Genomic DNA, 24,179 nt, shown 5'->3' with positions numbered 1-24,179 from the left:
CTTTTTTATGGTGTGAAGCTGGGGAGACAGGCCTGATAAACATAGCGCCATCAGTCATTGCACTCTCTGCTAAATGTCGGATGGCGGCACAAGCGCCTTATCCGACCTACAAGTCAACAGATTAGGCCTATGCCCTACGCTACAGACGAAAAAAAAGACGCTTTTCAGCGTCTTTTTTTCGGAATATTGGTACTGAGGATGGGACTCGAACCCACAAGCCCGTTAGGGCACTACCACCTCAAGGTAGCGTGTCTACCAATTCCACCACCTCAGCACGGATACTACTATTAGTGTGGGATATCGCTGGTCGGCTTAGCCGGAGCAGCTGGCTGAGTTTGCTCAGTTTTCGCTGGAGCACTCAGATTTTCCCACTCACTTCCTTTATTGGTTTTGTTGCTGTTGATGTTACCCAGCACCAGACTGATAACGAAGAACAAGGTTCCAAACAGCGCTGTCATTCGGGTCATGAAGTTACCAGAACCACTTGAACCAAACAGCGTACCGGAAGCGCCTGCTCCAAAGGAAGCACCCATATCAGCGCCTTTACCCTGCTGCAGCATGATCAAACCAACCAATACAATTGCTACGACAAGGAAAATACCTAAAAGAGCTTCGTACATAATCAACCTGTTCCTTGCGGAGTTGCCGCGTACCAATGCTTCAACCAATAAAGCGGGACCATTTACTGTTTCCCACTGAAGCGGGTGTGAATACTAACCAAAGCGAATGACCTTCGCAAGGGCAATTTAAGCGCATTGTATCAACTGCGGAAAAAAACAGCAAAACTGTCGTTTTCTGCAACTAAAAGGGCAGCAACTGCCGCCTTTTTAGTCACTTAATACCCGTATTAGGCCGCTTTTACCGCATCAGCGATACGGTGAGCGAATTCGGTCACCTGGGCTTCATCTTCGCCTTCAACCATGACACGAATTAACGGCTCAGTACCTGACTTACGCAGCAGCACGCGGCCACGGTTGCCCAGTGCGGTTTCAACTTCAGCCATGACAGCCTTAACCGTTTCGTTTTCCAGCGGATCGCCACTACCTGCGGTGTAGCGTACATTCACCAGAATTTGCGGGAACATTTTCATACCGCTGCATAAATCGTGCAGACTCATATGATTACGTACCATTGCGGCGAGAACCTGCAGACCGGCCACAATACCGTCACCGGTGGTTGTTTTGTCCAGCAGGATCACATGACCGGAGTTTTCCGCACCGATACGCCAGCCTTTTTCCTGCATTTTCTCCAGCACATAGCGGTCACCCACTTTGGCACGGGCAAACGGAATGCCAAGCTGTTTTAACGCCAGCTCCAGACCCATATTGCTCATCAGCGTGCCCACCGCGCCACCGCGCAACTGACCCTGACGCAAACCTTCACGGGCGATGATATACATGATTTGATCGCCGTCGACTTTATTACCTTCGTGGTCAACCATGATTACACGATCGCCGTCGCCATCCAGCGCAATACCAATATCCGCTTTTTCCGCGAGCACACGCGCCTGCAGCGCCCGCACGTCAGTGGCACCCACTTCTTCGTTGATATTGACGCCATTTGGCTCGCAACCAATCGTAATGACATTCGCGCCCAGCTCACGTAATACATTAGGAGCAATGTGATACGTCGCGCCATTAGCGCAATCCACCACGATTTTGAGCTCATTGAGGCTCAATTCGTTCGGGAAGGTCCCTTTGCAGAATTCGATGTAACGCCCGGCAGCATCCACGATACGGCTGGCTTTTCCCAGCTCTGCAGAGTCCACACAGGTGATCTCTTTTTCCATCTCCGCTTCGATGGCTTCCTCAACCGCATCTGGCAGCTTGGTTCCGTCGATGGAGAAGAATTTAATCCCGTTGTCGTAGAATGGGTTGTGTGAAGCAGAAATAACAATCCCGGCTTCTGCACGGAAAGTGCGCGTCAGATAAGCCACCGCAGGGGTAGGCATTGGCCCGGTAAAGGACGCGGATAAACCTGCCGCCGCAAGGCCCGCCTCTAACGCAGACTCCAGCATGTAGCCAGAAATACGCGTATCTTTACCGATAATAATTTTACGGGAGCCATGGCGCGCCAGTACCTTCCCTGCGGCCCAACCCAGCTTAAGTACAAAATCAGGGGTAATCGGCGCATCGCCTACGCGACCACGGATCCCATCGGTACCAAAATACTTGCGATTACTCATAACGTTTATTTCCCTTCGCAGACAGGGTGGCCTCAACCACGCGCATCGCTTCAACAGTTTCTTTTACATCGTGGACGCGAACTATGTGCGCGCCCTGCATGGCTGCAATTACCGCACACGCCAGGCTGCCGCTAAGGCGCTCTGACGGCCCCACATTTAGCAGCTGACCAATCATCGATTTTCGCGACATCCCCACAAACAGCGGTAGTCCAAAATGATGAAACTCTGACAGGCGAGCCAGTAAAGCATAATTATGAGAGAGATTTTTACCGAAACCGAACCCCGGGTCGAGCAACAATTTATCTTTTGCGATGCCCGCCTGCTCGCAACGTGCGATCTGCTCGACAAAGTAGCGATTAACCTCCGCAAAAACGTCATCGTACTTCGGCGCATCCTGCATCGTTTTAGGGTTGCCCTGCATATGCATTAGCGATACCGGTAGCCCAGTTTCTGCCGCAGCTTCCAGCGCGCCAGGTTCGCTCAGCGAACGGATATCGTTAATGATGTGCGCCCCCACGCGGGCAGACTCACGGATCACTTCCGGTTTAGAGGTGTCGACTGAAATCCAGACTTCAAACCGTTGAGCAATCGCTTCAACGACCGGGATCACACGTTCCAGTTCCTCTTCCACACTGACATCGGCCGCGCCGGGTCGCGTTGATTCGCCGCCAATATCAATAATAGTTGCTCCGGCATTAATCATCAGATTCGCATGTTTCACCGCCTCAATCAGCGTGTTGTGCGTTCCACCATCTGAGAAAGAGTCTGGCGTGACATTCAAAATCCCCATGACGTGAGGATGGCTGAGATCCAGCGAAGTCCCCTGGGCAAAGAGTTTCATGGTGTTATCCCTGGTATGAAATGGGTTAAGCAGATAAGAAAAACCCCGGAGCAAGCCCCAGGGTTTTCGATAAAAACGCAGTCATCAACAACGCGAACTTATTTGTCGCCTAACTGCTCTGACATGTTGCCCGGGTTCGGCGTACGCGGCTCTTCAGTCGGACGCGGCGCACTCGGGGTGCCATTGTTGCCAGAGTTGTTAGAAGTACCGGACTCATCCCAACCCGCAGGCGGGCGCACATCGCGACGAGCCATCAGATCATCAATCTGCGGCGCATCAATGGTCTCATATTTCATGAGTGCATCTTTCATCGAGTGCAGAATGTCCAGGTTATCGTTCAAAAGACGACGCGCGCGGTCATAGTTACGTTCAATCAGCAATTTAACTTCCTGATCGATAATGCGCGCGGTTTCATCGGACATATGTTTTGCTTTCGCAACAGAACGTCCCAGGAACACTTCGCCTTCTTCTTCCGCGTACAGCAATGGACCCAGTTTTTCAGAGAAGCCCCACTGCGTCACCATGTTGCGTGCCAGGTTAGTCGCGACTTTAATGTCGTTCGACGCACCGGTAGAAACGTGTTCTACGCCGTAGATGATCTCTTCCGCCAGACGACCGCCGTACAGCGTAGAGATCTGGCTTTCCAGTTTCAGACGGCTGGCGCTGATCGCGTCGCCCTCAGGCAGGAAGAAGGTCACACCCAGCGCACGGCCACGCGGGATAATCGTTACTTTGTGTACCGGATCGTGTTCCGGTACCAGGCGACCGATAATCGCATGGCCTGCTTCGTGGTACGCGGTAGACTCTTTCTGCGCTTCCGTCATCACCATGGAGCGACGTTCCGCACCCATCATGATTTTGTCTTTCGCTTTCTCGAACTCAACCATTGATACAACGCGTTTGTTGCCACGAGCAGCGAACAGTGCCGCTTCGTTCACCAGGTTCGCCAGGTCTGCACCGGAGAATCCTGGGGTACCGCGGGCAATGATTGCCGCATCGATATCCGGCGCCAGCGGTACGCGACGCATGTGAACTTTCAGGATCTGCTCACGACCGCGAACATCTGGCAGGCCAACCACAACCTGACGGTCGAAACGGCCAGGACGCAGCAGCGCCGGGTCCAGAACGTCCGGGCGGTTAGTTGCCGCAATAACGATGATACCTTCGTTACCTTCGAAGCCGTCCATCTCAACCAGCATCTGGTTCAGGGTCTGCTCACGTTCATCGTGACCGCCGCCCAGGCCCGCGCCACGCTGGCGGCCTACGGCATCGATTTCATCGATAAAGATGATGCACGGTGCTGCTTTCTTGGCCTGTTCGAACATGTCACGCACACGAGATGCACCGACACCCACGAACATTTCAACAAAATCAGAACCGGAAATCGTAAAGAAGGGAACCTTCGCTTCACCCGCGATGGCTTTCGCCAGCAGGGTTTTACCGGTACCCGGAGGACCGACCATCAGGACGCCTTTCGGGATTTTACCGCCCAGTTTCTGGAAACGGCTCGGTTCACGCAGATATTCAACCAGCTCAGCCACTTCTTCTTTCGCTTCGTCGCAACCAGCAACGTCAGCAAACGTGGTTTTGATCTGATCTTCTGTCAGCATGCGCGCTTTGCTCTTACCGAACGACATGGCGCCTTTGCCACCGCCGCCCTGCATCTGACGCATGAAGAAGATCCAGACGCCGATTAGCAACAGCATCGGGAACCAGGAAATGAAGATTGAAGCCAGCAGGCTTGGCTCTTCTGGTGGTTCGCCAACAACTTTAACGTTTTTAGTCAGCAGGTTATCAAGCAGCTTCGGATCGTTAACCGGTATGTAAGTCGTGTAACGGTTACTATCTTTCTTGGTAACGTTGATCTCACGTCCGTTGATACGCGCTTCACGAACCTGGTCCTGGTTGACCTCTTGCAGGAAGGTAGAATAATCCACCTTACGGCCATTAGACTCGCTGGGCCCAAAGCTCTGGAATACTGACATCAGCACGACGGCAATGACCAGCCAGAGTATTAGGTTTTTCGCCATGTCACTCAAGGGATTAACCTCTTATTACAACTGTGTTAAAAACAGCGTCAGGATACTCTATATCCAGTGTCTTTCAAACTTTCGTTTGAAATCTACCGGTTATGGTTTTCGCCCGGTCGCTACAATGTACACTTCACGTGAACGCGCACGAGAAGAGTCCGGCTTACGAACTTTCACCTTCGCAAACAGGGAGCGAATTTCTCTTAGATACTCATCGAATCCTTCGCCCTGGAACACTTTCACTACAAAACTACCACCTGGCGCTAATACATCACGAGCCATTCCAAGCGCCAGTTCTACCAGATACATCGCCCGGGGAATATCGACCGCCGGTGTACCACACATATTTGGCGCCATATCAGACATGACAACTTGTACTTTACTGTCACCGACACGTTCAAGTAACGCTTTCAGGACTAATTCATCACGAAAATCGCCCTGAAGGAAGTCTACACCAACGATTGGATCCATCGGTAAAAGATCACAAGCGATAATGCGACCACTGTTCCCTATCTGCGTAACCGCATATTGAGACCAACCACCGGGTGCAGCACCGAGATCGACAATCGTCATCCCCGGTTTAAAAATCTTGTCACTTTGCTGTATTTCATCAAGTTTAAACCAGGCACGAGAACGTAACCCTTTTTTCTGTGCCTGCTGAACATATTTATCGCTAAAGTGTTCCTGTAGCCAGCGACTGGAGCTGGCAGAACGCTTTTTACCTGTCATTTCACTTTCCCATCGGGGCAGTTCATCGTAACTAACGGTGTAAATTTCTACACGGCTATTTGGTGATATAAGGGAGATGGCGGTAGAATGACCCGTTTTCAATCCCAACCTAAGCAAAAATATACGATGAATCTGAGTACTAAACAAAAACAGCACCTGAAAGGTCTGGCACATCCGCTCAAGCCTGTAGTTATGCTTGGCAATAATGGTTTGACCGAAGGGGTACTGGCCGAGATTGAACAAGCGTTAGAGCACCATGAACTTATCAAGGTGAAAATCGCCTCGGAAGATCGCGAAACCAAAACCTTGATCGTGGAAGCTATCGTACGCGAAACCGGCGCCTGTAACGTACAGGTCATCGGTAAAACGCTGGTACTGTATCGCCCGACTAAAGAACGTAAAATCTCGCTGCCACGCTAAGAATATCCTAAAGTTGAACACGAAGTCTGTGTAAAACGAGGGGTTTTCTGCAAGCAGGAGAGCAAAATGCCACGCTCTGTTCGTTGATAAAAGGCCGCTATGCGGCCTTTTTCCTTTCTTTACAATACATCAACAACCTGAGTATTGGGTAATTCTTACAGGTATTCTACCTTAATCACTTCATATTCCACTTCGCCGCCTGGCGTTTTGATCACCACAACATCATCCTGCTCTTTGCCCACCAGGCCACGCGCGATAGGTGAGTTCACGGAAATCAGGTTCTGTTTAAAATCCGCTTCATCATCGCCAACGATGCGGTAAGTCTGCTCTTCGTCAGTATCGAGGTTCAGAACGGTGACGGTGGAACCAAAAATCACGCGACCATTGTTTGGCATTTTAGTGATGTCGATGACCTGCGCATTGGACAGCTTTGCTTCGATATCTTTAATGCGTCCTTCGCAAAAACCCTGCTGCTCACGCGCGGCGTGATACTCAGCATTCTCTTTCAGGTCGCCGTGTTCACGCGCATCGGCGATAGCGGCAATAATTTCAGGACGGCGCACAGATTTCAGAAAATCCAGCTCTTCGCGCAGTTTTTCAGCACCACGTAAGGTCATCGGAATAGCTTGCATTTGTTATACCTCTTGAACATTCCTGTAGGGGGGCGATAAACCCTGCCCCGGCTGCTAAGCCCGCCCTGGCATGACGCCACACCAGGACCAGAAGCAAAAAAATACCGACCCGGGGCGCAAGGTCCCAGGTCAGCTACAATTCTCTATTTGATAGTCATTTTACCCTGGAGTTCCCTATGGGTCATCGTTTACTTTTCAGGGCAATGCGCCGTAGTATGACGGCTTGTTTCCAGGTTGTTAGCGCGAGATTATGCGATTTTCCAGATTTATCATCGGATTGACCACCAGTATAGCGTTCAGCGTCCAGGCCGCGAATGTTGACGAATACATCAATCAACTTCCCGACGGGGCCAATCTTGCCTTAATGGTACAGAAGGTCGGTGCCCCCGCGCCCGCCATTGATTATCACAGCCAGCAGATGGCGCTTCCCGCCAGCACGCAAAAGGTGATCACCGCGCTGGCGGCATTGATCCAGCTTGGCCCCGACTTTCGTTTTACCACCACGCTGGAGACAAAAGGTTCGGTGGAAAATGGGGTATTGAGCGGTGACCTGATTGCACGATTTGGGGCCGATCCGACGCTAAAACGTCAGGATATTCGCAATATGGTCGCCACCCTGAAGAAATCTGGCGTGACGCAAATTTCTGGTAATGTCCTCATCGACACCTCCATTTTTGCCAGCCACGATAAAGCGCCCGGCTGGCCATGGAACGACATGACGCAATGTTTTAGCGCGCCACCCGCTGCCGCCATTGTCGACAGGAACTGCTTCTCGGTTTCGCTTTACAGCGCAGAAAAAGCGAATGATTTAGCGTATATCCGCGTGGCATCGTATTACCCGGTGACGATGTTCAGCCAGGTTCGCACGCTACCGCGTGGCTCTGCCGAAGCGCAATATTGCGAACTGGATGTCGTCCCCGGTGATTTAAATCGCTTTACGCTTACCGGCTGCCTGCCTCAGCGTAGCGATCCTCTTCCGCTGGCCTTCGCGATTCAGGATGGCGCCAGTTATGCCGGAGCAATCATCAAAGATGAGCTAAAACAGGCTGGGATCACGTACAGCGGTACGCTGCTGCGCCAGACATTGGTCAACGAGCCCGGAACGGTTATTGCCAGTAAGCAGTCAGCCCCTTTACATGATCTGCTTAAGATTATGCTAAAAAAATCAGACAACATGATCGCCGACACGGTGTTCCGTATGATTGGCCACGCGCGCTTTAACGTCCCAGGGACATGGCGTGCAGGATCCGATGCAGTTCGCCAGATCCTTCGTCAACAGGCAGGGGTTAATATTGGCAACACCATTATTGCCGATGGCTCTGGCCTTTCCCGCCATAACCTGATCGCCCCAGCCACCATGATGCAGGTGCTGCAATACATTGCCCAGCACGACAATGAACTGAACTTTATCTCCATGCTGCCGCTGGCGGGCCACGATGGTTCTCTGCAATACCGTGCAGGGCTTCATCAGGCAGGCGTAGATGGCAAGGTATCGGCGAAAACGGGTTCACTGCAGGGGGTGTATAACCTGGCGGGCTTTATCACTACCGCCAGCGGACAAAGGATGGCATTTGTGCAGTATCTTTCCGGGTATGCCGTAGAGCCAGCTGACCAACGCAACCGTCGTCTTCCACTGGTCCGTTTTGAAAGTCGTTTGTATAAAGATATTTATCAGAATAACTAGATGAGTGTTGCCGGATAGCGCTTATCCGGCCTACAAGACTGGCATAAAAAACCCCGGCATGGCCGGGGTTTTTTATGGAGATTAGCGTTTGTAGATGAACTCGACGCCTTCTTCGTCGTCTTCATCCCAATCTTCATCCCAGTCATCTTCCGCTTCGTCTTCGACTTCCGCGAGCTGCTGACGATGATAATCGTCCCACATGAACTCGACTTTCTCTGGCTGTTTCGCTTCTTCAGCCTGAACAATCGGATTCTCAATGATAAAGGTCATCACATCCCAGCAGAGATCTTTCACACCTAACTGACTGGCTGCGGAGATCAGATAGTATTTATCTTCCCAACCCAGCGCTTCGGCGATAGCTTTCGCTTTTTCTTCCGCTTCCGCTTTGTCCATCAAATCAATTTTGTTGAACACTAACCAGCGCGGTTTGGAGGCCAGATCCTGACTGTATTTTTCCAGTTCGCCAATAATGATACGGGCATTCTCAACCGGATCAGAACCGTCAATCGGATCGATATCAATGAGGTGCAGCAGTACGCGACAGCGCTCCAGGTGCTTCAGGAAGCGAATCCCCAGACCGGCGCCTTCCGCAGCACCTTCAATCAGACCAGGAATGTCAGCAACTACGAAGCTCTTTTCGTTGTCCATACGCACAACGCCCAGGCTCGGCACCAGCGTGGTAAACGGATAATCCGCTACTTTGGGTTTCGCTGCAGAGACAGCGCGGATAAACGTCGATTTACCGGCGTTAGGCATCCCCAACATACCAACATCAGCCAGCAGCATCAGCTCCAGCATCAGATCGCGTTTATCACCCGGTGTACCCATCGTTTTCTGACGTGGAGTACGGTTCACCGAGGATTTGAAACGGGTGTTCCCCAGGCCGTGCCAGCCACCTTTGGCAACCATCAGGCGCTGACCGTGTTTGGTCATGTCACCCATTGTTTCGCCGGTACCCTGATCGATAACGCGCGTACCTACAGGCACTTTAACGGTGACATCTTTGCCGCGTTTACCGGTACAGTCACGGCTGGCACCATTCTGGCCACGTTCTGCACGGAACGATTTTTCAAAGCGGTAATCGATCAGCGTATTCAGGTTTTCGTCGGCTTCCAGCCAGACGTCACCACCATCACCACCATCACCGCCATCCGGGCCGCCTTTCGGGATGTATTTCTCGCGGCGGAAGCTGACGCAACCATTACCGCCATCACCTGCAACGACCAGAATCGATGCTTCATCAACAAACTTCATTTTACTCTCCGTAAATCATTCGCCTGAGCGGGGTTGCGAAACCACCGTTTCATGCTTACGTAATCCGCCCCAAATACGATGACCAATGGCGGAATACATCGCGCCCGCAACCACGACAAACGCACCGAGATAACCTAAAAGGTTTAACATCGGTCTGGCGAAGAAATCGGGCCAGGCCATAGATAATAGATCTGAAAATAACAGCGTAAACAGCGGCGTGAGCGTGATTAACGCGCTCACCTGCGCTGCTTGCCAGCGCGCCATCGCTTCCGCCAGGGCGCCATATCCTACCAGCGTATTCAGCCCGCAGAAAACTAAACACGCGAGCTGCCAGTCGCTAAGCTGCGATATCACCCCTGGCTTCGCCAAAGGCAATAACGCAATTGTACACAAAGTGTACAGCAAAAACAGAATCTGCTGTGAGGCCAGACGACGCAATAACACCTTTTGCGCGACGCCGTAGCTCACCCAGACTGTCGCCGCCCCGACACCAAAAATCACACCCCAGGTGTAATCCGTCAGTTTGGTAAATATCTCGAACAGACTGGTATTAAAGAACATCACCAGCCCGCTCAGAAGCATGATCGCGCCAACAACCTGCGTGCCACGCATTTTCTCCTTGAGGATAAATACGCTGGCGACCATCATGCCAACCGGTGACAGTTGACCGATAACCTGCGAGGCCGTGGGACTCAAATACTGCAGAGAAGAGCTGAACAGGATGAAATTCCCGAACAGCCCGCCTGTGGCAATGGCCAGTAATACCAGCCAACGCGGTTTACGAAAAATACGCAACGGCGGGAGCTTTCTTCTAACCGCAAGAATGGTCCCAAGACCGAGACTTGCCATTAGAAAACGGTAGAACACGACGGTAGGTGGTTCCATCACCTCCAGCACTTGCTTCATCGCGATTGGCAACGCACCCCAGCATATTGCGGTGGTCAGCGCCAAAAGAATACCAATGCCTGCCTGCTGCTTCATACCGTATTCCCTGCAAAACCTCGCTTTCCGAAAGATAACGGTACAGCGAGCATATTTACCGGTCGTCGAATGTAAAAAGCCCCGCAACACGTTGCGGGGCTTTTATCCGTTACCGGGACGCGAAAAATTTATTCAGCAACGATGCTGATGAATTTACGGTTTTTCGGGCCTTTCACTTCAAATTTCACTTTACCGTCTGCTTTGGCAAACAGAGTGTGGTCTTTGCCGCAACCAACGTTAGAACCAGCGTGGAATTTAGTACCACGTTGACGAACGATGATGCTACCAGCCAGAACTGTTTCGCCGCCGAAGCGTTTTACGCCCAGACGTTTAGCTTCTGAATCGCGACCGTTACGAGTCGAGCCGCCAGCCTTTTTATGTGCCATTTAATCTGCTCCCCTTAACTTAAGCGCTGATGCCAGTGATTTTCACATCAGTGAACCACTGACGATGGCCCTGCTGCTTACGGTAGTGTTTACGGCGACGAAACTTAACGATTTTAATTTTCTCGCCACGACCATGAGCAACAACTTCAGCTTTGATTACGCCGCCATCAACGAAAGGAACGCCGATTTTGACTTCTTCACCGTTTGCGATCATCAGAACTTCAGCGAACTCGATAGATTCGCCAGTTGCGATGTCCAGCTTTTCCAGGCGAACGGTCTGACCTTCGCTTACTCGGTGTTGTTTACCACCACTTTGGAAAACCGCGTACATAAAAAACTCCGCTTCCGCGCACACCTTTCAATGATTCAGAGTGCGCTATAAATATTCACAATAGGGCGCGAATATTACGCAAAACGCGAGCCTTTGACAAGAGCTAGCATCAATACATGAAGAAAAAAAACACAACACGTACGGTAACGTTTATCTATGGCGTTTTTTCAGTACAATCAGCATATATTCCTAACCCTAAACCCTAAGTTACCTTGTTGCACTGTGAGGTAATCGGGGCGATAAGCCCGGCTTTTGCGATGAATTTAGAAAAAATCAATGAGTTAACCGCGCAAGATATGGCGGGTGTCAATGCGACAATCCTTGAACAGCTCAATTCCGACGTCCAACTGATCAATCAGTTAGGGTATTACATCGTGAGTGGCGGTGGAAAACGCATCCGCCCGATGATCGCCGTCCTCGCTGCACGCGCCGTTGGTTACGAGGAGAAAAAACACGTCACGATTGCGGCCTTAATCGAGTTTATCCACACAGCAACCCTGCTTCATGATGATGTTGTGGATGAATCAGATATGCGCCGTGGGAAGGCAACGGCGAATGCGGCTTTTGGCAATGCAGCCAGCGTATTGGTGGGTGACTTTATCTATACCCGCGCCTTCCAGATGATGACCAGCCTTGGTTCGCTGAAAGTGCTGGAGGTGATGTCTTCCGCCGTCAACGTTATTGCAGAAGGTGAAGTCCTGCAGCTAATGAACGTGAACGATCCTGACATCACCGAAGAAAACTATATGCGCGTCATCTACAGCAAAACGGCGCGACTGTTTGAAGCGGCGGCGCAATGTTCAGGTATCCTGGCGGGTTGTAGCGACGAACAGGAAAAAGGGTTGCAGGATTATGGCCGCTATCTCGGCACCGCTTTCCAGTTGATTGACGATTTACTGGATTACAGTGCAGATGGCGAGCAGTTAGGTAAAAACGTGGGTGACGACCTTAACGAGGGTAAACCGACGTTACCTCTGCTGCATGCCATGCGTAATGGCACCCCAGAGCAAGCGCAGATGATCCGTAATGCCATTGAACAAGGTAATGGCCGACACCTTCTGGAACCTGTTCTGGAAGCAATGACCGCCTGCGGGTCACTGGAGTGGACACGTCAGCGTGCTGAAGAAGAAGCTGACAAAGCGATCGAAGCCCTTCAGGTTCTACCTGACACCCCATGGCGCGAGGCATTAATTGGCCTGGCGCACATTGCAGTGCAACGCGATCGTTAATCCCCTTTTCTCATCCCGTGCCATGCACGGGATGATTCATATACGTTCCATAAAATATCTAAAAACACCTCTACCACCCTTGATTCAACCGCTATTTTTCCTTGATATATTCTGAATATTCACCACCATTACATGAACATTTTAGAACATTCGTTCTCCGGGAGTATAGTGTCGATCACCTGCTGATTTTTCCAACCGCAAGTGACTGACCAAAGGAGTGAGGGATTGATGGAGAGCAAACTCATTGACTGGCATCCAGCCGATATTATCGCTGGATTACGTAAAAAAGGGACATCTATGGCTGCGGAATCACGCAAAAATGGGCTCAGTTCTTCTACATTAGCGAATGCCTTAACCCGCCCGTGGCCTAAAGGTGAATTGATTATTGCACAAGCACTAGGAACAGATCCCTGGGTGATTTGGCCATCACGATATCATGATTCGCAGACACACGAATTTATCGACAGTACACGACTGATGCGCGCTCGCAGAGAGAAAAAGGTCGTAGAGTGAAGGGAAACGGTAATCCCCAACTTGTGTAATAAATGGGGATTACCGAAGCAGAAGACGATTATTCGCCTTTCACACGCTCAATGTTCGCACCCAGCGCACGCAGTTTATCTTCAATGCGCTCATAGCCGCGATCGATGTGATAAATGCGATCCACCACTGTGGTGCCTTCCGCAATACAACCCGCCAGCACCAGGCTCGCAGATGCCCGCAGATCCGTCGCCATTACCTGCGCGCCGGAGAGTTTTTCAACGCCATGGCAAATCACCGTGTTGCTTTCGATTTCTGCATGCGCGCCCATACGACTCAATTCAGGGACGTGCATAAAGCGGTTTTCAAAAACGGTTTCGGTGATGAACCCAGTCCCTTCCGCTACCAGGTTCAGCAGAGTGAACTGTGCCTGCATATCGGTCGGGAACGCCGGATGCGGCGCAGTACGCACATTGACCGCTTTCGGGCGTTTGCCGTGCATGTCGAGACTGATCCAGTCAGCGCCAACTTCAATGTCCGCGCCAGCATCGCGCAGTTTTGCCAGAACGGCGTCCAGGGTGTCTGGCTGCGCGTTACGGCAGACGATTTTGCCGCGAGAAATGGCCGCAGCCACCAGGAACGTACCGGTTTCAATACGGTCAGGCAGAACGCGGTAGACGCCGCCGCCCAAACGCTCAACGCCTTCGATGGTGATACGATCAGTGCCATGCCCGCTGACCTTTGCACCCATCGCAATCAGGAAGTTCGCGGTATCGACAATTTCAGGTTCACGAGCGGCGTTTTCGATAATGGTGGTGCCTTCTGCCAGCGTAGCGGCACACATGATAGTGACCGTCGCGCCAACGCTGACTTTATCCATCACGATATGCGCGCCTTTCAGGCGCCCTTCCACAGATGCTTTAACGTACCCTTCTTCCAGCTTGATGGTGGCGCCCAGTTGCTCCAGACCCGTGATGTGCAGGTCTACCGGACGCGCGCCGATGGTGCAACCACCCGGCAGAGAAACCTGGCCCTGACCAAAACGCGCCACCAGCGGGCCAAGTGCCCAGATGGATGCACGCATGGTTTTCACCAGGTCATAAGGGGCGCAGAAAACGTTCACATCGCTGGCATCAATGTGCACAGAGCCATTGCGTTCAACTTTTGCACCCAGCTGGCTCAGCAGCTTCATTGACGTATCAACGTCTTTCAGTTTAGGGACGTTCTGAATTTCTACCGGCTCTTCAGCCAGCAATGCGGCGAAGAGGATCGGCAGTGCGGCATTTTTAGCGCCTGAAATTGTGACTTCGCCCTGGAGCGTGGTCGGCCCCTGAACACGAAATTTATCCATTATTCTGTTCTCTGTTAAGAATTCATACTCGCTACCGGTGAGTCACCCGTAGCTCAAAAACCGTTAAGTTTGCGATCGCGTGCCCACTCAGCAGGCGTAAACGTTTTGATCGACACGGCATGGATGCGGTTGTCCGCAATGTATTCCATCAACGGACCATAGACCGATTGCTGTTTCTTGACCCGGCTCATACCGTCAAACATCTCACCCACGGCGATAACCTGAAAGTGACTGCCATCGCCAGAGACGTGGACTTCCTGGAGGGAGAGTGCGTTCATCAGCACGCTCTGAATTTCATGATTTTCCATGGGCTCTTTATTCGTCAAATAGTGAAAACAGCCCAACATCTTAGAGCAAAGTGGCGCTGTCTTAAATAAGCAAAAAGCCCCGATGCGAAGACGATCGGGGCTTTCGATAGTAACGTACTGAAAAAATTAGCGTGGCAGCACGTCGTTGGGCAAATTGTAAAGCTCCGCCAGCGTATAAACTTTTTCGTCTACACCGCTAAGCGAAACGGTATTACCCTGCCGTTTTGCCTGATTAATGAGATGGACCAGTAACGCCAGCCCTCCCGAATCTACCCGGGAAACCTGGCTCAGATCGATGCAGGTGACACCTTTCATGACCTCCACACGTACATCCCATAACGGGTTTAGCACGTCCTGATCCAGTTCACCCGCTAACGCCAGCTTTTCACCTTCACGCGTCCAGCTGAGTGACTGCGTCATTATTTTTTCTCTTCCAGTGTGATTTTTTGTTGAGCGATGGATTTCAACTGTGCGGTCAGGCCATCAATGCCTTTGGTACGCAGCAGGTCGCTCCACTCATTCTGTTTAGTGGTGATCATGCTGACGCCTTCCGCGATCATGTCATAGGCCTGCCAGTGACCGGTTTGCGTGTTTTTACGCCACTGAAAGTCCAGGCGAACCGGAGGACGGCCGTTCGGATCATTGATGGTGACGCGAATCGGTACGATGGTTGCATCGCCCAGCGGTTGTTCCGGCGCAATCTGGTAAGTCTGACCATGGTACATCGCCAAAGCCTGACCATAAGCCTGTTTCAGGTATTCACGAAAGGCGACGAAATAGGCATCGCGTTGTGCCGGAGTAGCATCTTTGTAGTAACGCCCCAGAACCAGAGCGCCTGCGTATTTCACCTGTACATACGGCAGCAGTTCCTGATCAACGACATCACGCAGGTAATCCGGGTTAGCACGGATTTTGGGCTGTTCGTTTTTAAGACGGCTAAAAGTTTTTTGCGCCGCTTCGTCCATCTGTTTGTACGGGTTGGTCTGGTCGGCCGCCGTCGCAGCGCTCAGCGGTGCAATCACCAGCATCGCTACCATCATTAATCGTTTAAACATACGTCGATTCTCCTGAGATTATTTCGTTGCGCCCGCAGGCCCAGTAGCATCATTATTGCCTTCCGTTGCGCCAGGCGCATCGCCAGAATTCTTATTCTCATCACCTTTACTGTTGCTGTTGTAAAGGAACTGACCAATCATATCTTCCAGAACCATTGCCGATTTGGTGTCCTGAATGGTGCTGCCATCCTTGAGCATAGACGTTCCCAACTCTGGATCGTCGAAACCGACGTTCAGGGCCAGATATTGCTCACCAAGCAGACCGGAAGTACGGATGCTCAGGGAACTGGTATCAGGAATTTGGTTATAACGCTCTTCGATATCCAGCGTAACGCGTGGCAGATAGGTTTTCGGATCTAACGAGATGTCTGAAACCCGTCCCACAACCACGCCGCCAATACGAACAGGAGAGCGTTCTCTCAGTCCGCCAATGTTATCGAAAGTCGCATAAACCGTGTAGGTCGGCTCCGTACGCATGGAGGTCACGTTCGCCGCTTTCAGGCAGATAAAGAACGCCGCCAGCAGCGCAACCAACAAGAAGATCCCCACCCAAATTTCATTTTTTTTCGTTTGCATGAACTCAATTCCCAAACATCAGTGCGGTCAGCACAAAATCCAGACCGAGAACGGCCAGAGACGCGTGCACAACGGTGCGTGTCGTTGCCCGGCTAATCCCGGCAGAAGTCGGGATCGCGTCATATCCATTGAACAGTGCAATCCACGTTACCGTAATGGCAAACACCACGCTCTTAATCAAACAGTTCACAAGGTCCAGACGCCAGTCGACAGCGTTTTGCATCGCCGACCAGAAGAAACCAGCATCGATACCTTTCCAGCTTACGCCAACCAGCGATCCGCCCCAGATACCCACCGCCACAAAAATAATGGTGAGCAACGGCAACGAAATAACGCCAGCCCAGAAGCGCGGGGAAATCACCCGGCGCAATGGATCGACCGCCATCATTTCCATACTGGAAAGCTGCTCGGTCGCACGCATAAGACCAATCTCTGCGGTTAAGGCAGAGCCGGCGCGCCCGGCAAACAACAGCGCCGCAACAACCGGCCCCAGTTCACGCAGCAACGACAGCGCCACCAGCATACCGAGACTGGTTTCCGCACTGTACGTCGTCAGAACCAGATAGCCCTGCAGTCCCAGCACCATGCCAATGAACACGCCAGACACAATAATGATAAGCATCGACAAGACACCCACATTATAGAGCTGACGAATCAGTAACGGCGCATGCTTGCGAAACTCCGGCTTACCAACCACCGCATTGAATAACATTAACCCGGCCCGCCCGAACGTCCTGAGAGTTTTGATCCCTCTGTGTCCGAGTGATGCCAGCGCATTTAACAGCATGAGTGGCTTAACTCCCTGTTTCGAGTAAATCGGTGTGATAGTCGCCCGCGGGGTAGCGGAACGGAACGGGTCCGTCGGCGATACCGTCAAGGAACTGGCGTACGCGCGGGTCTGCGTTGTCTTGCAGCGCCTGAGCACTGCCATGAGCCACAATTTTTTTATCCGCCATGATAAAGGCGTGATCCGCAATACTCAGCACTTCGGGGACATCGTGAGAGACCACTACGCAGGTCACGCCCAGTGAGCTGTTCAGTTCTGAAATCAGCTTTACCAGCACGCCCATGGTGATAGGGTCCTGACCAACGAACGGTTCATCAAACATGATGAGATCCGGCTCCAGAGCAATAGCACGCGCTAACGCCGCCCGTCGCGCCATCCCGCCAGAAAGTTCAGAAGGCATTAATTTTGCGGCACCGCGTAGCCCAACGGCCTCAAGTTTCATCATGACGGTACTTTTGAGTAAAGCCGCGGGTAAATGCGTATGCTCACGCAGCGGATAGGCCACGTTATCAAACACATTCATGTCAGTGAACAGCGCCCCTGACTGAAACAGCATGCTCATACGCTTACGTACAGTGTATAGCCGTGAACGGGACATGGCGGGAACATTCTCGCCATCAAACAGAATCTCTCCTTTGTCAGGCGCGATCTGCCCACCGATCAAGCGTAACAGCGTGGTTTTACCGATGCCCGACGGCCCCATGATCGCTGTGACCTTTCCACGTGGCACCGTCAGGGAAATATTATCGAAAATACAACGATCGCCCCGGGTAAAGCTGACGTCGCGCATATCGACTAAATTCGCCACAGACTGACCCATTGATTCATCCTTCGTATTACTTTGTTGATCTCATCATGGCGTTGAATTTCACCATGAACCCAACATATTTACAGAATATTACCCGCCCCGGTTAGCTAAAGCTGGCATTTGTTTTACTTTTTAGCCGCATAAAGTCAAAATTAAGAATTCGTTACGGCCTCCAGGCAATCTCTCCCGTGGACCGGCGAGTATACCTGAAGAAAGGACTTTAGATGCTTTTAGCAACGGCGCTGTTAATTATTGGTTTACTTCTGGTCGTCTACAGTGCCGATCGCCTGGTGTTTGCCGCGTCCATTCTATGTCGAATGTTGGGTGTCCCTCCGCTCGTCATTGGGATGACGGTGGTCAGTATCGGGACCTCGTTACCGGAAATTATCGTGTCGGTTGCCGCATCGCTGCATGGACAACTCGATCTCGCTGTCGGTACGGCAATGGGTTCAAATATTACCAATATTCTGTTGATCTTAGGCCTGGCCGCGTTATTTCACCCTTTTACCGTGCATTCTGATGTTCTGCGTCGTGAATTGCCATTAATGTTATTCGTCAGCGTTCTGGCAGGTTATGTCCTGCACGATGGGCAACTCAGTCGCAGTGATGGGATCTTTCTCCTACTTCTGGCTGTGCTATGGCTGCTATTCATTGTTAAAATCGCCCGTCTGGCCGACAGTCAGGGTAATGACAGCCTTACCCGCGAACAGGTTGCAGAGCTACCGCGTGAAGGCGGATTGCCCGTTGCATTTTTGTGGCTCGGCATCGCCCTGATTATTATGCCGATGGCAACCCGTATGGTGGTTGATAACGCGACGGTACTGGCCAATTATTTTGCCATGAGCGAGCTGACTATCGGGTTAACGGTGGTGGCCATTGGCACCAGTTTACCTGAGCTGGCGACCGCTATCGCGGGTGTGCGTAAAGGGGAAAACGATATTGCCGTCGGCAACATCATCGGCGCTAATATTTTTAATATCGTTATCGTTTTGGGGTTACCGGCGCTGATAGCACCGGGTGGCGTTAACCTTTTAGCCTTTGGGCGTGACTACGGCGTCATGCTGCTGGTCAGCATTATTTTTGCATTACTCTGCTGGCATCGTTCGCGCCGAATTGGTCGGGGCGCGGGCGTATTGTTGACTGGCGGTTTTATCATATGGCTGGCGATGCTGTACTGGATATCGCCACTTCTCGTTGGGTAACTGGAAACGGATTATGTCTCACTTAGAGTTGCAACCGGGTTTTGACTTTCAGCTAGCAGGCAAAGAAGTCCTGGAAATTGAACGTGAAGGCCTGGCCGAGTTAGGCCAGTACATCAACCAGAATTTCACCCTTGCGTGTGAAAAAATGTTCTGGTGCTCGGGCAAAGTCGTCGTGATGGGAATGGGGAAATCAGGACACATTGGGCGCAAAATGGCGGCAACGTTTGCCAGTACCGGTACGCCGTCATTTTTTGTTCATCCTGGTGAAGCAGCCCACGGCGATCTCGGCATGGTGTCACCGCAGGATGTGGTTATTGCCATTTCAAACTCCGGCGAATCGAGTGAAATCACAGCGTTGATTCCCGTACTCAAGCGCCTGCATGTCCCGCTCATCTGTATTACCAGCCGACCAGAAAGCAGCATGGCGCGTGCCGCAGATGTGCATCTGTGTGTTAAAGTGCCCCGGGAAGCCTGCCCTCTGGGTCTGGCACCAACCAGCAGCACCACCGCCACATTGGTGATGGGGGACGCGCTAGCCGTCGCCTTATTAAAAGCCCGTGGATTCACCGCAGAAGACTTCGCGCTATCCCATCCGGGCGGGGCACTTGGACGTAAACTTTTGCTACGCGTTAACGATATCATGCATACGGGTGACGAAATCCCGCATGTGAAAAAGGACGCCAGCCTGCGTGATGCGCTGTTGGAAATCACGCGTAAGAATCTTGGGATGACCGTCATTTGCGATGACGATATGAAGATTAACGGTATCTTCACGGATGGTGATTTACGCCGCGTCTTTGATATGGGCGGTGATGTTCGCCAGTTAGGGATTGCCGATGTTATGACGCCTGGGGGCATTCGCGTACGTCCAGGTATTCTCGCCGTTGATGCTCTGAATTTGATGCAATCCCGCCATATTACCTCGGTGTTGGTTGCCGATGGCGACCAGTTACTCGGTGTGTTACATATGCATGATCTCCTGCGTGCAGGCGTAGTGTAGAAACTCAAGGATAATAAAAATGAGTACAGCAGGTGCGTCGCTTGCGACCTGTTATGGACCCGTCAGCACTCAGGTTATCGCCAGGGCGGAAAACATCCGTCTTCTCATCCTCGATGTGGATGGCGTACTGTCTGACGGTCTGATTTATATGGGCAATAACGGTGAAGAGCTGAAGGCCTTCAACGTCCGTGATGGCTACGGTATTCGTTGCGCACTCACTTCCGGTATTGAGGTTGCCATTATTACCGGACGAAAAGCTAAACTTGTAGAAGATCGCTGTGCCACACTTGGGATCACGCATCTTTATCAGGGTCAGTCAGACAAGCTGGTCGCGTTTGCCGATCTGCTGAATAAACTGGGCGTGGCGCCAGAAAACGTCGCCTACGTCGGTGATGATCTGATCGACTGGCCGGTGATGGAAAAAGTGGGACTGAGCGTTGCCGTGGCGGATGCTCACCCATTATTGATTCCGCGCGCCGATTACGTGACGCGTATTGACGGAGGTCGCGGCGCCGTGCGTGAGGTTTGCGATTTATTATTATTGGCACAAGGCAAACTGGATGAGGCCAAAGGGCAATCGATATGAGTAAAACCAGACGTTGGGTTATCATTGTGCTGTCGTTGGCCATTCTGGTGCTTATCGGTATCAATCTGGCCGATAAAGACGATGCGCCCCAGGTTGTCGTGAATAACAGCGACCCAACTTATAAAAGTGAGCATACGGATAGCGTCGTATACAGTCCTGAGGGGGCGCTGAACTATCGCCTCATTGCTCAACATGTTGAATACTATTCAGATCAGGCGGTTTCGTGGTTTACCCGCCCGGTGTTAACTACCTTTGATAAGGATAAAGTCCCGACCTGGTCGATTAAGGCCGACAAAGCCAAATTGACCGATGACCGGATGCTGTATCTCTACGGCCACGTTGAAGTCAACGCGTTGGTGCCTGACTCTCAACTACGCAGAATTACGACCGATAACGCGAAGATCAATCTGGTAACGCAGGATGTTACCTCTGACGATCTCGTGACGTTATACGGAACAACATTTAACTCCAGCGGACTGAAAATGCGCGGCAACTTACGCAGCAAGAACGCCGAGCTGATTGAAAAGGTTAGAACCTCCTATGAAATTCCAAAAAAACAAACTCAGCCTTAATCTTGTGCTTGCAAGCTCACTTCTGGCCGCCAGCATTCCTGCGTTCGCCGTCACGGGCGATACCGAGCAGCCGATTCATATTGAATCGGACCAGCAGTCCCTGGACATGCAGGGCAATGTCGTCACCTTCACCGGTAACGTCATTGTCACCCAGGGCACCATCAAAATTAATGCTGATAAAGTGGTCGTTACCCGTCCGGGCGGTGAAGATGGCAAAGAGGTGATTGATGGCTTCGGCAACCCTGCCACCTTCTATCAGATGCAGGACAACGGTAAGCCGGTAAAAGGCCGCGCCTCGAAAATGCATTATGAGCTGGCAAAAGATTTCGTCATCCTCACCGGAAACGCCTACCTGGAGCAGCTCGACAGCAACATTACCGGCGACAAAATCACCTATCTGGTGAAAGAGCAAAAAATGCAGGCCTTTAGTGAAAAAGGCAAACGTGTGACCACGGTTCTGGTTCCGTCGCAACTGCAAGACAAAAACAAAGGCCAGGCCCCGGCACAGAAGAAGGGTAACTAATTCGTTATGGCAACATTAACTGCAAAGAATCTTGCAAAGGCCTATAAGGGCCGCCGGGTGGTGGAAGATGTCAGTCTGACCGTCAACTCCGGGGAGATCGTGGGTCTTCTTGGCCCGAACGGCGCGGGTAAAACCACGACCTTTTATATGGTTGTGGGCATCGTGTCGCGCGATGCAGGCAACATCATTATTGATGACGAAGATATCAGCCTGCTGCCGCTGCATGCGCGTGCGCGCCGCGGCATTGGCTATCTGCCGCAGGAAGCCTCCATTTTCCGTCGCCTGAGCGTGTTTGATAACCTGATGGCGGTGTTGCAAATCCGTGACGATCTGTCGAACGAACAGCGCGAAGACCGGGCTAATGAGCTGATGGAAGAATTTCACATCGAGCACCTGCGTGACAACCTGGGGCAGTCGCTCTCCGGTGGTGAACGCCGTCGTGTGGAAATCGCCCGTGCGCTGGCGGCAAACCCTAAATTTATCCTGCTGGATGAACCTTTTGCGGGTGTTGACCCCATTTCCGTTATCGATATTAAACGCATCATTGAGCATCTGCGCGACAGCGGACTCGGCGTATTGATCACCGACCATAACGTCCGTGAAACGCTGGCGGTCTGTGAACGCGCATATATCGTGAGTCAGGGACACCTCATCGCGCACGGTACACCGACTGAAATCCTGCAAGACGATCACGTTAAACGTGTATACCTTGGGGAAGACTTCAGACTCTGATAGGGTAGAAGATTGCGACGTCATAGCGGGAGAAAATCACTCTGAACATGAAGCAAGGTTTGCAACTCAGGCTCAGCCAACAACTGGCAATGACGCCTCAACTACAACAGGCTATCCGCCTGTTGCAGTTGTCCACGCTGGAACTTCAGCAAGAACTTCAGCAAGCGCTGGAAAGTAATCCACTGCTCGAGCAAACCGATCTTCACGAAGAAATCGACACCCAGGAAACTCAGGACAGCGAAACCCTGGACACCGCAGACGCACTCGAACAAAAAGAGATGCCGGAAGAGCTGCCGCTTGATGCCAGTTGGGATGAAATCTACACCGCAGGAACGCCGTCCGGTCCCAGTGGCGACTATATCGACGATGAGCTGCCGGTCTATCAGGGTGAAACCACCCAGTCGCTCCAGGATTACCTGATGTGGCAGGTGGAACTTACGCCGTTCTCGGACACCGACCGGGCAATCGCCACGTCTATCGTCGATGCGGTAGACGAAACTGGCTATCTCACCGTCTCGCTGGATGAGATCCTCGAGAGCATGGGTGACGAAGAGGTTGACCTTGATGAAGTCGAAGCGGTACTTAAACGCATTCAGCGTTTTGATCCTGTTGGTGTGGCGGCAAAAGATCTTCGCGACTGTTTGCTGATCCAACTTTCGCAATTCGACAACGCTACCCCCTGGCTGCAAGAGGCACGTCTGATCATCAGCGATCACCTTGATCTGCTGGCCAATCACGATTTTCGCTCATTGATGCGCGTCACCCGCCTGAAGGAAGAGGTACTCAAAGAAGCGGTCAATCTTATTCAGTCGCTCGATCCCAGACCCGGACAGTCAATCCAGACAGGCGAGCCTGAATACGTGATCCCTGATGTGCTGGTCCGTAAACATAACGGTCACTGGACGGTAGAACTGAACAGCGACAGCATTCCGCGTTTGCAGATCAATCAGCACTATGCCGCCATGTGTAATGGCGCGCGTAACGATGCTGACAGCCAGTTTATCCGTAGCAATCTTCAGGATGCGAAGTGGCTGATCAAAAGTCTGGAAAGCCGTAACGATACATTGCTGCGCGTCAGCCGCTGTATCGTTGAGCAGCAACAAGCCTTTTTTGAGCAGGGCGAAGAGTTTATGAAACCGATGGTGCTGGCGGATATCGCCCAGGCCGTCGAAATGCATGAGTCGACAATTTCCCGTGTGACCACGCAGAAGTATCTGCACAGCCCGCGTGGAATTTTTGAACTGAAATATTTCTTTTCCAGCCACGTCAATACCGAAGGCGGCGGCGAAGCCTCGTCCACGGCAATACGGGCGCTGGTGAAGAAGTTAATTGCTGCGGAAAACCCCGCGAAACCACTGAGCGACAGCAAGTTAACCTCTATGCTGTCAGAACAAGGTATCATGGTGGCGCGCCGTACCGTTGCGAAGTACCGAGAGTCTTTATCCATTCCGCCGTCTAACCAGCGCAAACAACTGGTTTGACCCAACCGATAAGGAA

28 protein-coding genes and 1 tRNA gene are annotated in these 24,179 nt (G+C 51.8%); 11 read left to right on the top strand and 18 right to left on the bottom strand.

Annotated elements, in window-relative coordinates; translation table 11 throughout:
• Positions 1–187: 187 nt before the first annotated feature.
• The 6 genes from AC07UY_RS00485 to rlmE all read right to left on the bottom strand — a co-directional run bounded on the left by AC07UY_RS00485 (position 188) and on the right by rlmE (position 5,785).
• Positions 188–274 (bottom strand) — tRNA-Leu (locus AC07UY_RS00485).
• Between the two features lie 13 nt (positions 275–287).
• Entirely contained in the window at positions 288–620 is a 333-nt protein-coding gene (gene secG / locus AC07UY_RS00480; RefSeq protein WP_162379368.1) for a preprotein translocase subunit SecG, read from the bottom strand.
• 227 nt (positions 621–847) lie between these two features.
• Positions 848–2,185 carry a phosphoglucosamine mutase gene (gene glmM, locus AC07UY_RS00475; RefSeq protein WP_494660891.1) on the bottom strand — a complete coding sequence of 446 codons (1,338 nt, stop codon included), beginning with the start codon at positions 2,183–2,185 and terminating at the stop codon, positions 848–850.
• A complete protein-coding gene (gene folP / locus AC07UY_RS00470) occupies positions 2,178–3,026 on the bottom strand; it encodes a dihydropteroate synthase (RefSeq protein ID WP_203359847.1) in 849 nt (282 codons plus the stop codon). Before folP ends, glmM begins: the two co-directional genes overlap by 8 nt.
• A gap of 98 nt (positions 3,027–3,124) precedes the next feature.
• Positions 3,125–5,056: an ATP-dependent zinc metalloprotease FtsH gene (ftsH, locus tag AC07UY_RS00465; protein ID WP_203359846.1), complete on the bottom strand. Its 1,932-nt coding sequence runs from the start codon at positions 5,054–5,056 to the stop codon at positions 3,125–3,127.
• A gap of 99 nt (positions 5,057–5,155) precedes the next feature.
• Complete coding sequence (gene rlmE / locus AC07UY_RS00460) at positions 5,156–5,785, bottom strand: 23S rRNA (uridine(2552)-2'-O)-methyltransferase RlmE (protein ID WP_192613617.1); 630 nt, start codon at positions 5,783–5,785, stop codon at positions 5,156–5,158.
• A 126-nt stretch (positions 5,786–5,911) separates the two neighbouring features.
• Between rlmE and yhbY the strand changes: the two genes are divergently transcribed.
• Positions 5,912–6,205 (top strand): ribosome assembly RNA-binding protein YhbY, encoded by a 294-nt coding sequence (gene yhbY / locus AC07UY_RS00455; RefSeq protein ID WP_004139797.1) that lies wholly within the window; start codon positions 5,912–5,914, stop codon positions 6,203–6,205.
• Between the two features lie 155 nt (positions 6,206–6,360).
• On the opposite strand, the gene greA is transcribed toward yhbY, so the two are convergent.
• Positions 6,361–6,837, bottom strand: coding sequence for a transcription elongation factor GreA (gene greA / locus AC07UY_RS00450; protein WP_192613618.1), 477 nt, complete (start codon positions 6,835–6,837; stop codon positions 6,361–6,363).
• Positions 6,838–7,087: 250 nt separating this feature from the next.
• Between greA and dacB the strand changes: the two genes are divergently transcribed.
• On the top strand, positions 7,088–8,521 hold the full coding sequence (gene dacB / locus AC07UY_RS00445) for a serine-type D-Ala-D-Ala carboxypeptidase (RefSeq protein WP_494660889.1): 1,434 nt from the start codon (positions 7,088–7,090) through the stop codon (positions 8,519–8,521).
• Between the two features lie 81 nt (positions 8,522–8,602).
• Here dacB and cgtA read toward each other — a convergent pair whose 3' ends face one another.
• The 4 genes from cgtA to rplU all read right to left on the bottom strand — a co-directional run bounded on the left by cgtA (position 8,603) and on the right by rplU (position 11,473).
• Entirely contained in the window at positions 8,603–9,775 is a 1,173-nt protein-coding gene (cgtA, locus tag AC07UY_RS00440; protein WP_203359844.1) for an Obg family GTPase CgtA, read from the bottom strand.
• A gap of 15 nt (positions 9,776–9,790) precedes the next feature.
• Complete coding sequence (locus AC07UY_RS00435; protein WP_192613621.1) at positions 9,791–10,756, bottom strand: DMT family transporter; 966 nt, start codon at positions 10,754–10,756, stop codon at positions 9,791–9,793.
• A gap of 128 nt (positions 10,757–10,884) precedes the next feature.
• Positions 10,885–11,142 carry a 50S ribosomal protein L27 gene (gene rpmA, locus AC07UY_RS00430; RefSeq protein ID WP_003025030.1) on the bottom strand — a complete coding sequence of 86 codons (258 nt, stop codon included), beginning with the start codon at positions 11,140–11,142 and terminating at the stop codon, positions 10,885–10,887.
• Between the two features lie 19 nt (positions 11,143–11,161).
• On the bottom strand, positions 11,162–11,473 hold the full coding sequence (gene rplU / locus AC07UY_RS00425; RefSeq protein WP_203359842.1) for a 50S ribosomal protein L21: 312 nt from the start codon (positions 11,471–11,473) through the stop codon (positions 11,162–11,164).
• A 257-nt stretch (positions 11,474–11,730) separates the two neighbouring features.
• On the opposite strand from rplU, the gene ispB reads away from it, so the two are divergent.
• Positions 11,731–12,702: an octaprenyl diphosphate synthase gene (gene ispB / locus AC07UY_RS00420; protein ID WP_192613622.1), complete on the top strand. Its 972-nt coding sequence runs from the start codon at positions 11,731–11,733 to the stop codon at positions 12,700–12,702.
• A 228-nt stretch (positions 12,703–12,930) separates the two neighbouring features.
• Positions 12,931–13,215: a DNA-binding transcriptional regulator SfsB gene (gene sfsB, locus AC07UY_RS00415; RefSeq protein WP_494700567.1), complete on the top strand. Its 285-nt coding sequence runs from the start codon at positions 12,931–12,933 to the stop codon at positions 13,213–13,215.
• Between the two features lie 58 nt (positions 13,216–13,273).
• Here the strand turns inward: sfsB and murA are convergent, their stop codons facing one another.
• The 7 genes from murA to mlaF all read right to left on the bottom strand — a co-directional run bounded on the left by murA (position 13,274) and on the right by mlaF (position 18,079).
• Positions 13,274–14,533, bottom strand: a complete 1,260-nt coding sequence (murA, locus tag AC07UY_RS00410; RefSeq protein ID WP_203359840.1) for a UDP-N-acetylglucosamine 1-carboxyvinyltransferase — start codon at positions 14,531–14,533, stop codon at positions 13,274–13,276.
• Positions 14,534–14,586: 53 nt separating this feature from the next.
• Complete coding sequence (ibaG, locus tag AC07UY_RS00405; RefSeq protein WP_192613625.1) at positions 14,587–14,841, bottom strand: BolA family iron metabolism protein IbaG; 255 nt, start codon at positions 14,839–14,841, stop codon at positions 14,587–14,589.
• 126 nt (positions 14,842–14,967) lie between these two features.
• Positions 14,968–15,261, bottom strand: a complete 294-nt coding sequence (gene mlaB / locus AC07UY_RS00400) for a lipid asymmetry maintenance protein MlaB (RefSeq protein ID WP_203359839.1) — start codon at positions 15,259–15,261, stop codon at positions 14,968–14,970.
• Entirely contained in the window at positions 15,261–15,896 is a 636-nt protein-coding gene (gene mlaC, locus AC07UY_RS00395; RefSeq protein WP_494660888.1) for a phospholipid-binding protein MlaC, read from the bottom strand. The genes mlaB and mlaC overlap by 1 nt, the downstream gene beginning before the upstream one ends.
• Before the next feature lie 18 nt (positions 15,897–15,914).
• The gene (gene mlaD / locus AC07UY_RS00390; RefSeq protein ID WP_203359837.1) at positions 15,915–16,472 is read right to left on the bottom strand and encodes an outer membrane lipid asymmetry maintenance protein MlaD; all 558 of its coding nucleotides are present in this window, start codon (positions 16,470–16,472) and stop codon (positions 15,915–15,917) included.
• A gap of 4 nt (positions 16,473–16,476) precedes the next feature.
• A complete protein-coding gene (gene mlaE / locus AC07UY_RS00385) occupies positions 16,477–17,259 on the bottom strand; it encodes a lipid asymmetry maintenance ABC transporter permease subunit MlaE (RefSeq protein ID WP_045448070.1) in 783 nt (260 codons plus the stop codon).
• A gap of 7 nt (positions 17,260–17,266) precedes the next feature.
• Positions 17,267–18,079: a phospholipid ABC transporter ATP-binding protein MlaF gene (gene mlaF, locus AC07UY_RS00380; RefSeq protein WP_192613628.1), complete on the bottom strand. Its 813-nt coding sequence runs from the start codon at positions 18,077–18,079 to the stop codon at positions 17,267–17,269.
• A gap of 212 nt (positions 18,080–18,291) precedes the next feature.
• Here mlaF and AC07UY_RS00375 point away from each other — a divergent pair, with 212 nt between their 5' ends.
• The 7 genes from AC07UY_RS00375 to rpoN are packed head-to-tail and all read left to right on the top strand — an operon-like array spanning position 18,292 to position 24,163.
• Entirely contained in the window at positions 18,292–19,269 is a 978-nt protein-coding gene (locus AC07UY_RS00375; protein WP_203359835.1) for a calcium/sodium antiporter, read from the top strand.
• Positions 19,270–19,282: 13 nt separating this feature from the next.
• A complete protein-coding gene (kdsD, locus tag AC07UY_RS00370) occupies positions 19,283–20,269 on the top strand; it encodes an arabinose-5-phosphate isomerase KdsD (protein ID WP_203359834.1) in 987 nt (328 codons plus the stop codon).
• A 19-nt stretch (positions 20,270–20,288) separates the two neighbouring features.
• Entirely contained in the window at positions 20,289–20,855 is a 567-nt protein-coding gene (kdsC, locus tag AC07UY_RS00365) for a 3-deoxy-manno-octulosonate-8-phosphatase KdsC (RefSeq protein WP_192613631.1), read from the top strand.
• Entirely contained in the window at positions 20,852–21,427 is a 576-nt protein-coding gene (lptC, locus tag AC07UY_RS00360) for an LPS export ABC transporter periplasmic protein LptC (RefSeq protein ID WP_203359833.1), read from the top strand. The genes kdsC and lptC overlap by 4 nt, the downstream gene beginning before the upstream one ends.
• On the top strand, positions 21,396–21,950 hold the full coding sequence (gene lptA, locus AC07UY_RS00355) for a lipopolysaccharide ABC transporter substrate-binding protein LptA (protein ID WP_203359832.1): 555 nt from the start codon (positions 21,396–21,398) through the stop codon (positions 21,948–21,950). Before lptC ends, lptA begins: the two co-directional genes overlap by 32 nt.
• A 6-nt stretch (positions 21,951–21,956) precedes the next feature.
• Positions 21,957–22,682, top strand: coding sequence for an LPS export ABC transporter ATP-binding protein (lptB, locus tag AC07UY_RS00350; protein WP_203359831.1), 726 nt, complete (start codon positions 21,957–21,959; stop codon positions 22,680–22,682).
• Between the two features lie 47 nt (positions 22,683–22,729).
• Positions 22,730–24,163: an RNA polymerase factor sigma-54 gene (rpoN, locus tag AC07UY_RS00345; protein WP_494700566.1), complete on the top strand. Its 1,434-nt coding sequence runs from the start codon at positions 22,730–22,732 to the stop codon at positions 24,161–24,163.
• The last annotated feature ends 16 nt before the right edge of the window (positions 24,164–24,179 follow it).

The sequence above is a fragment of the Citrobacter sp. GW821-FHT02E08 genome, assembly GCF_059421685.1.
The sequence above is the reverse complement of the archived record's forward strand: the minus strand, read 5'-3'. Positions and strand labels throughout refer to the sequence as shown.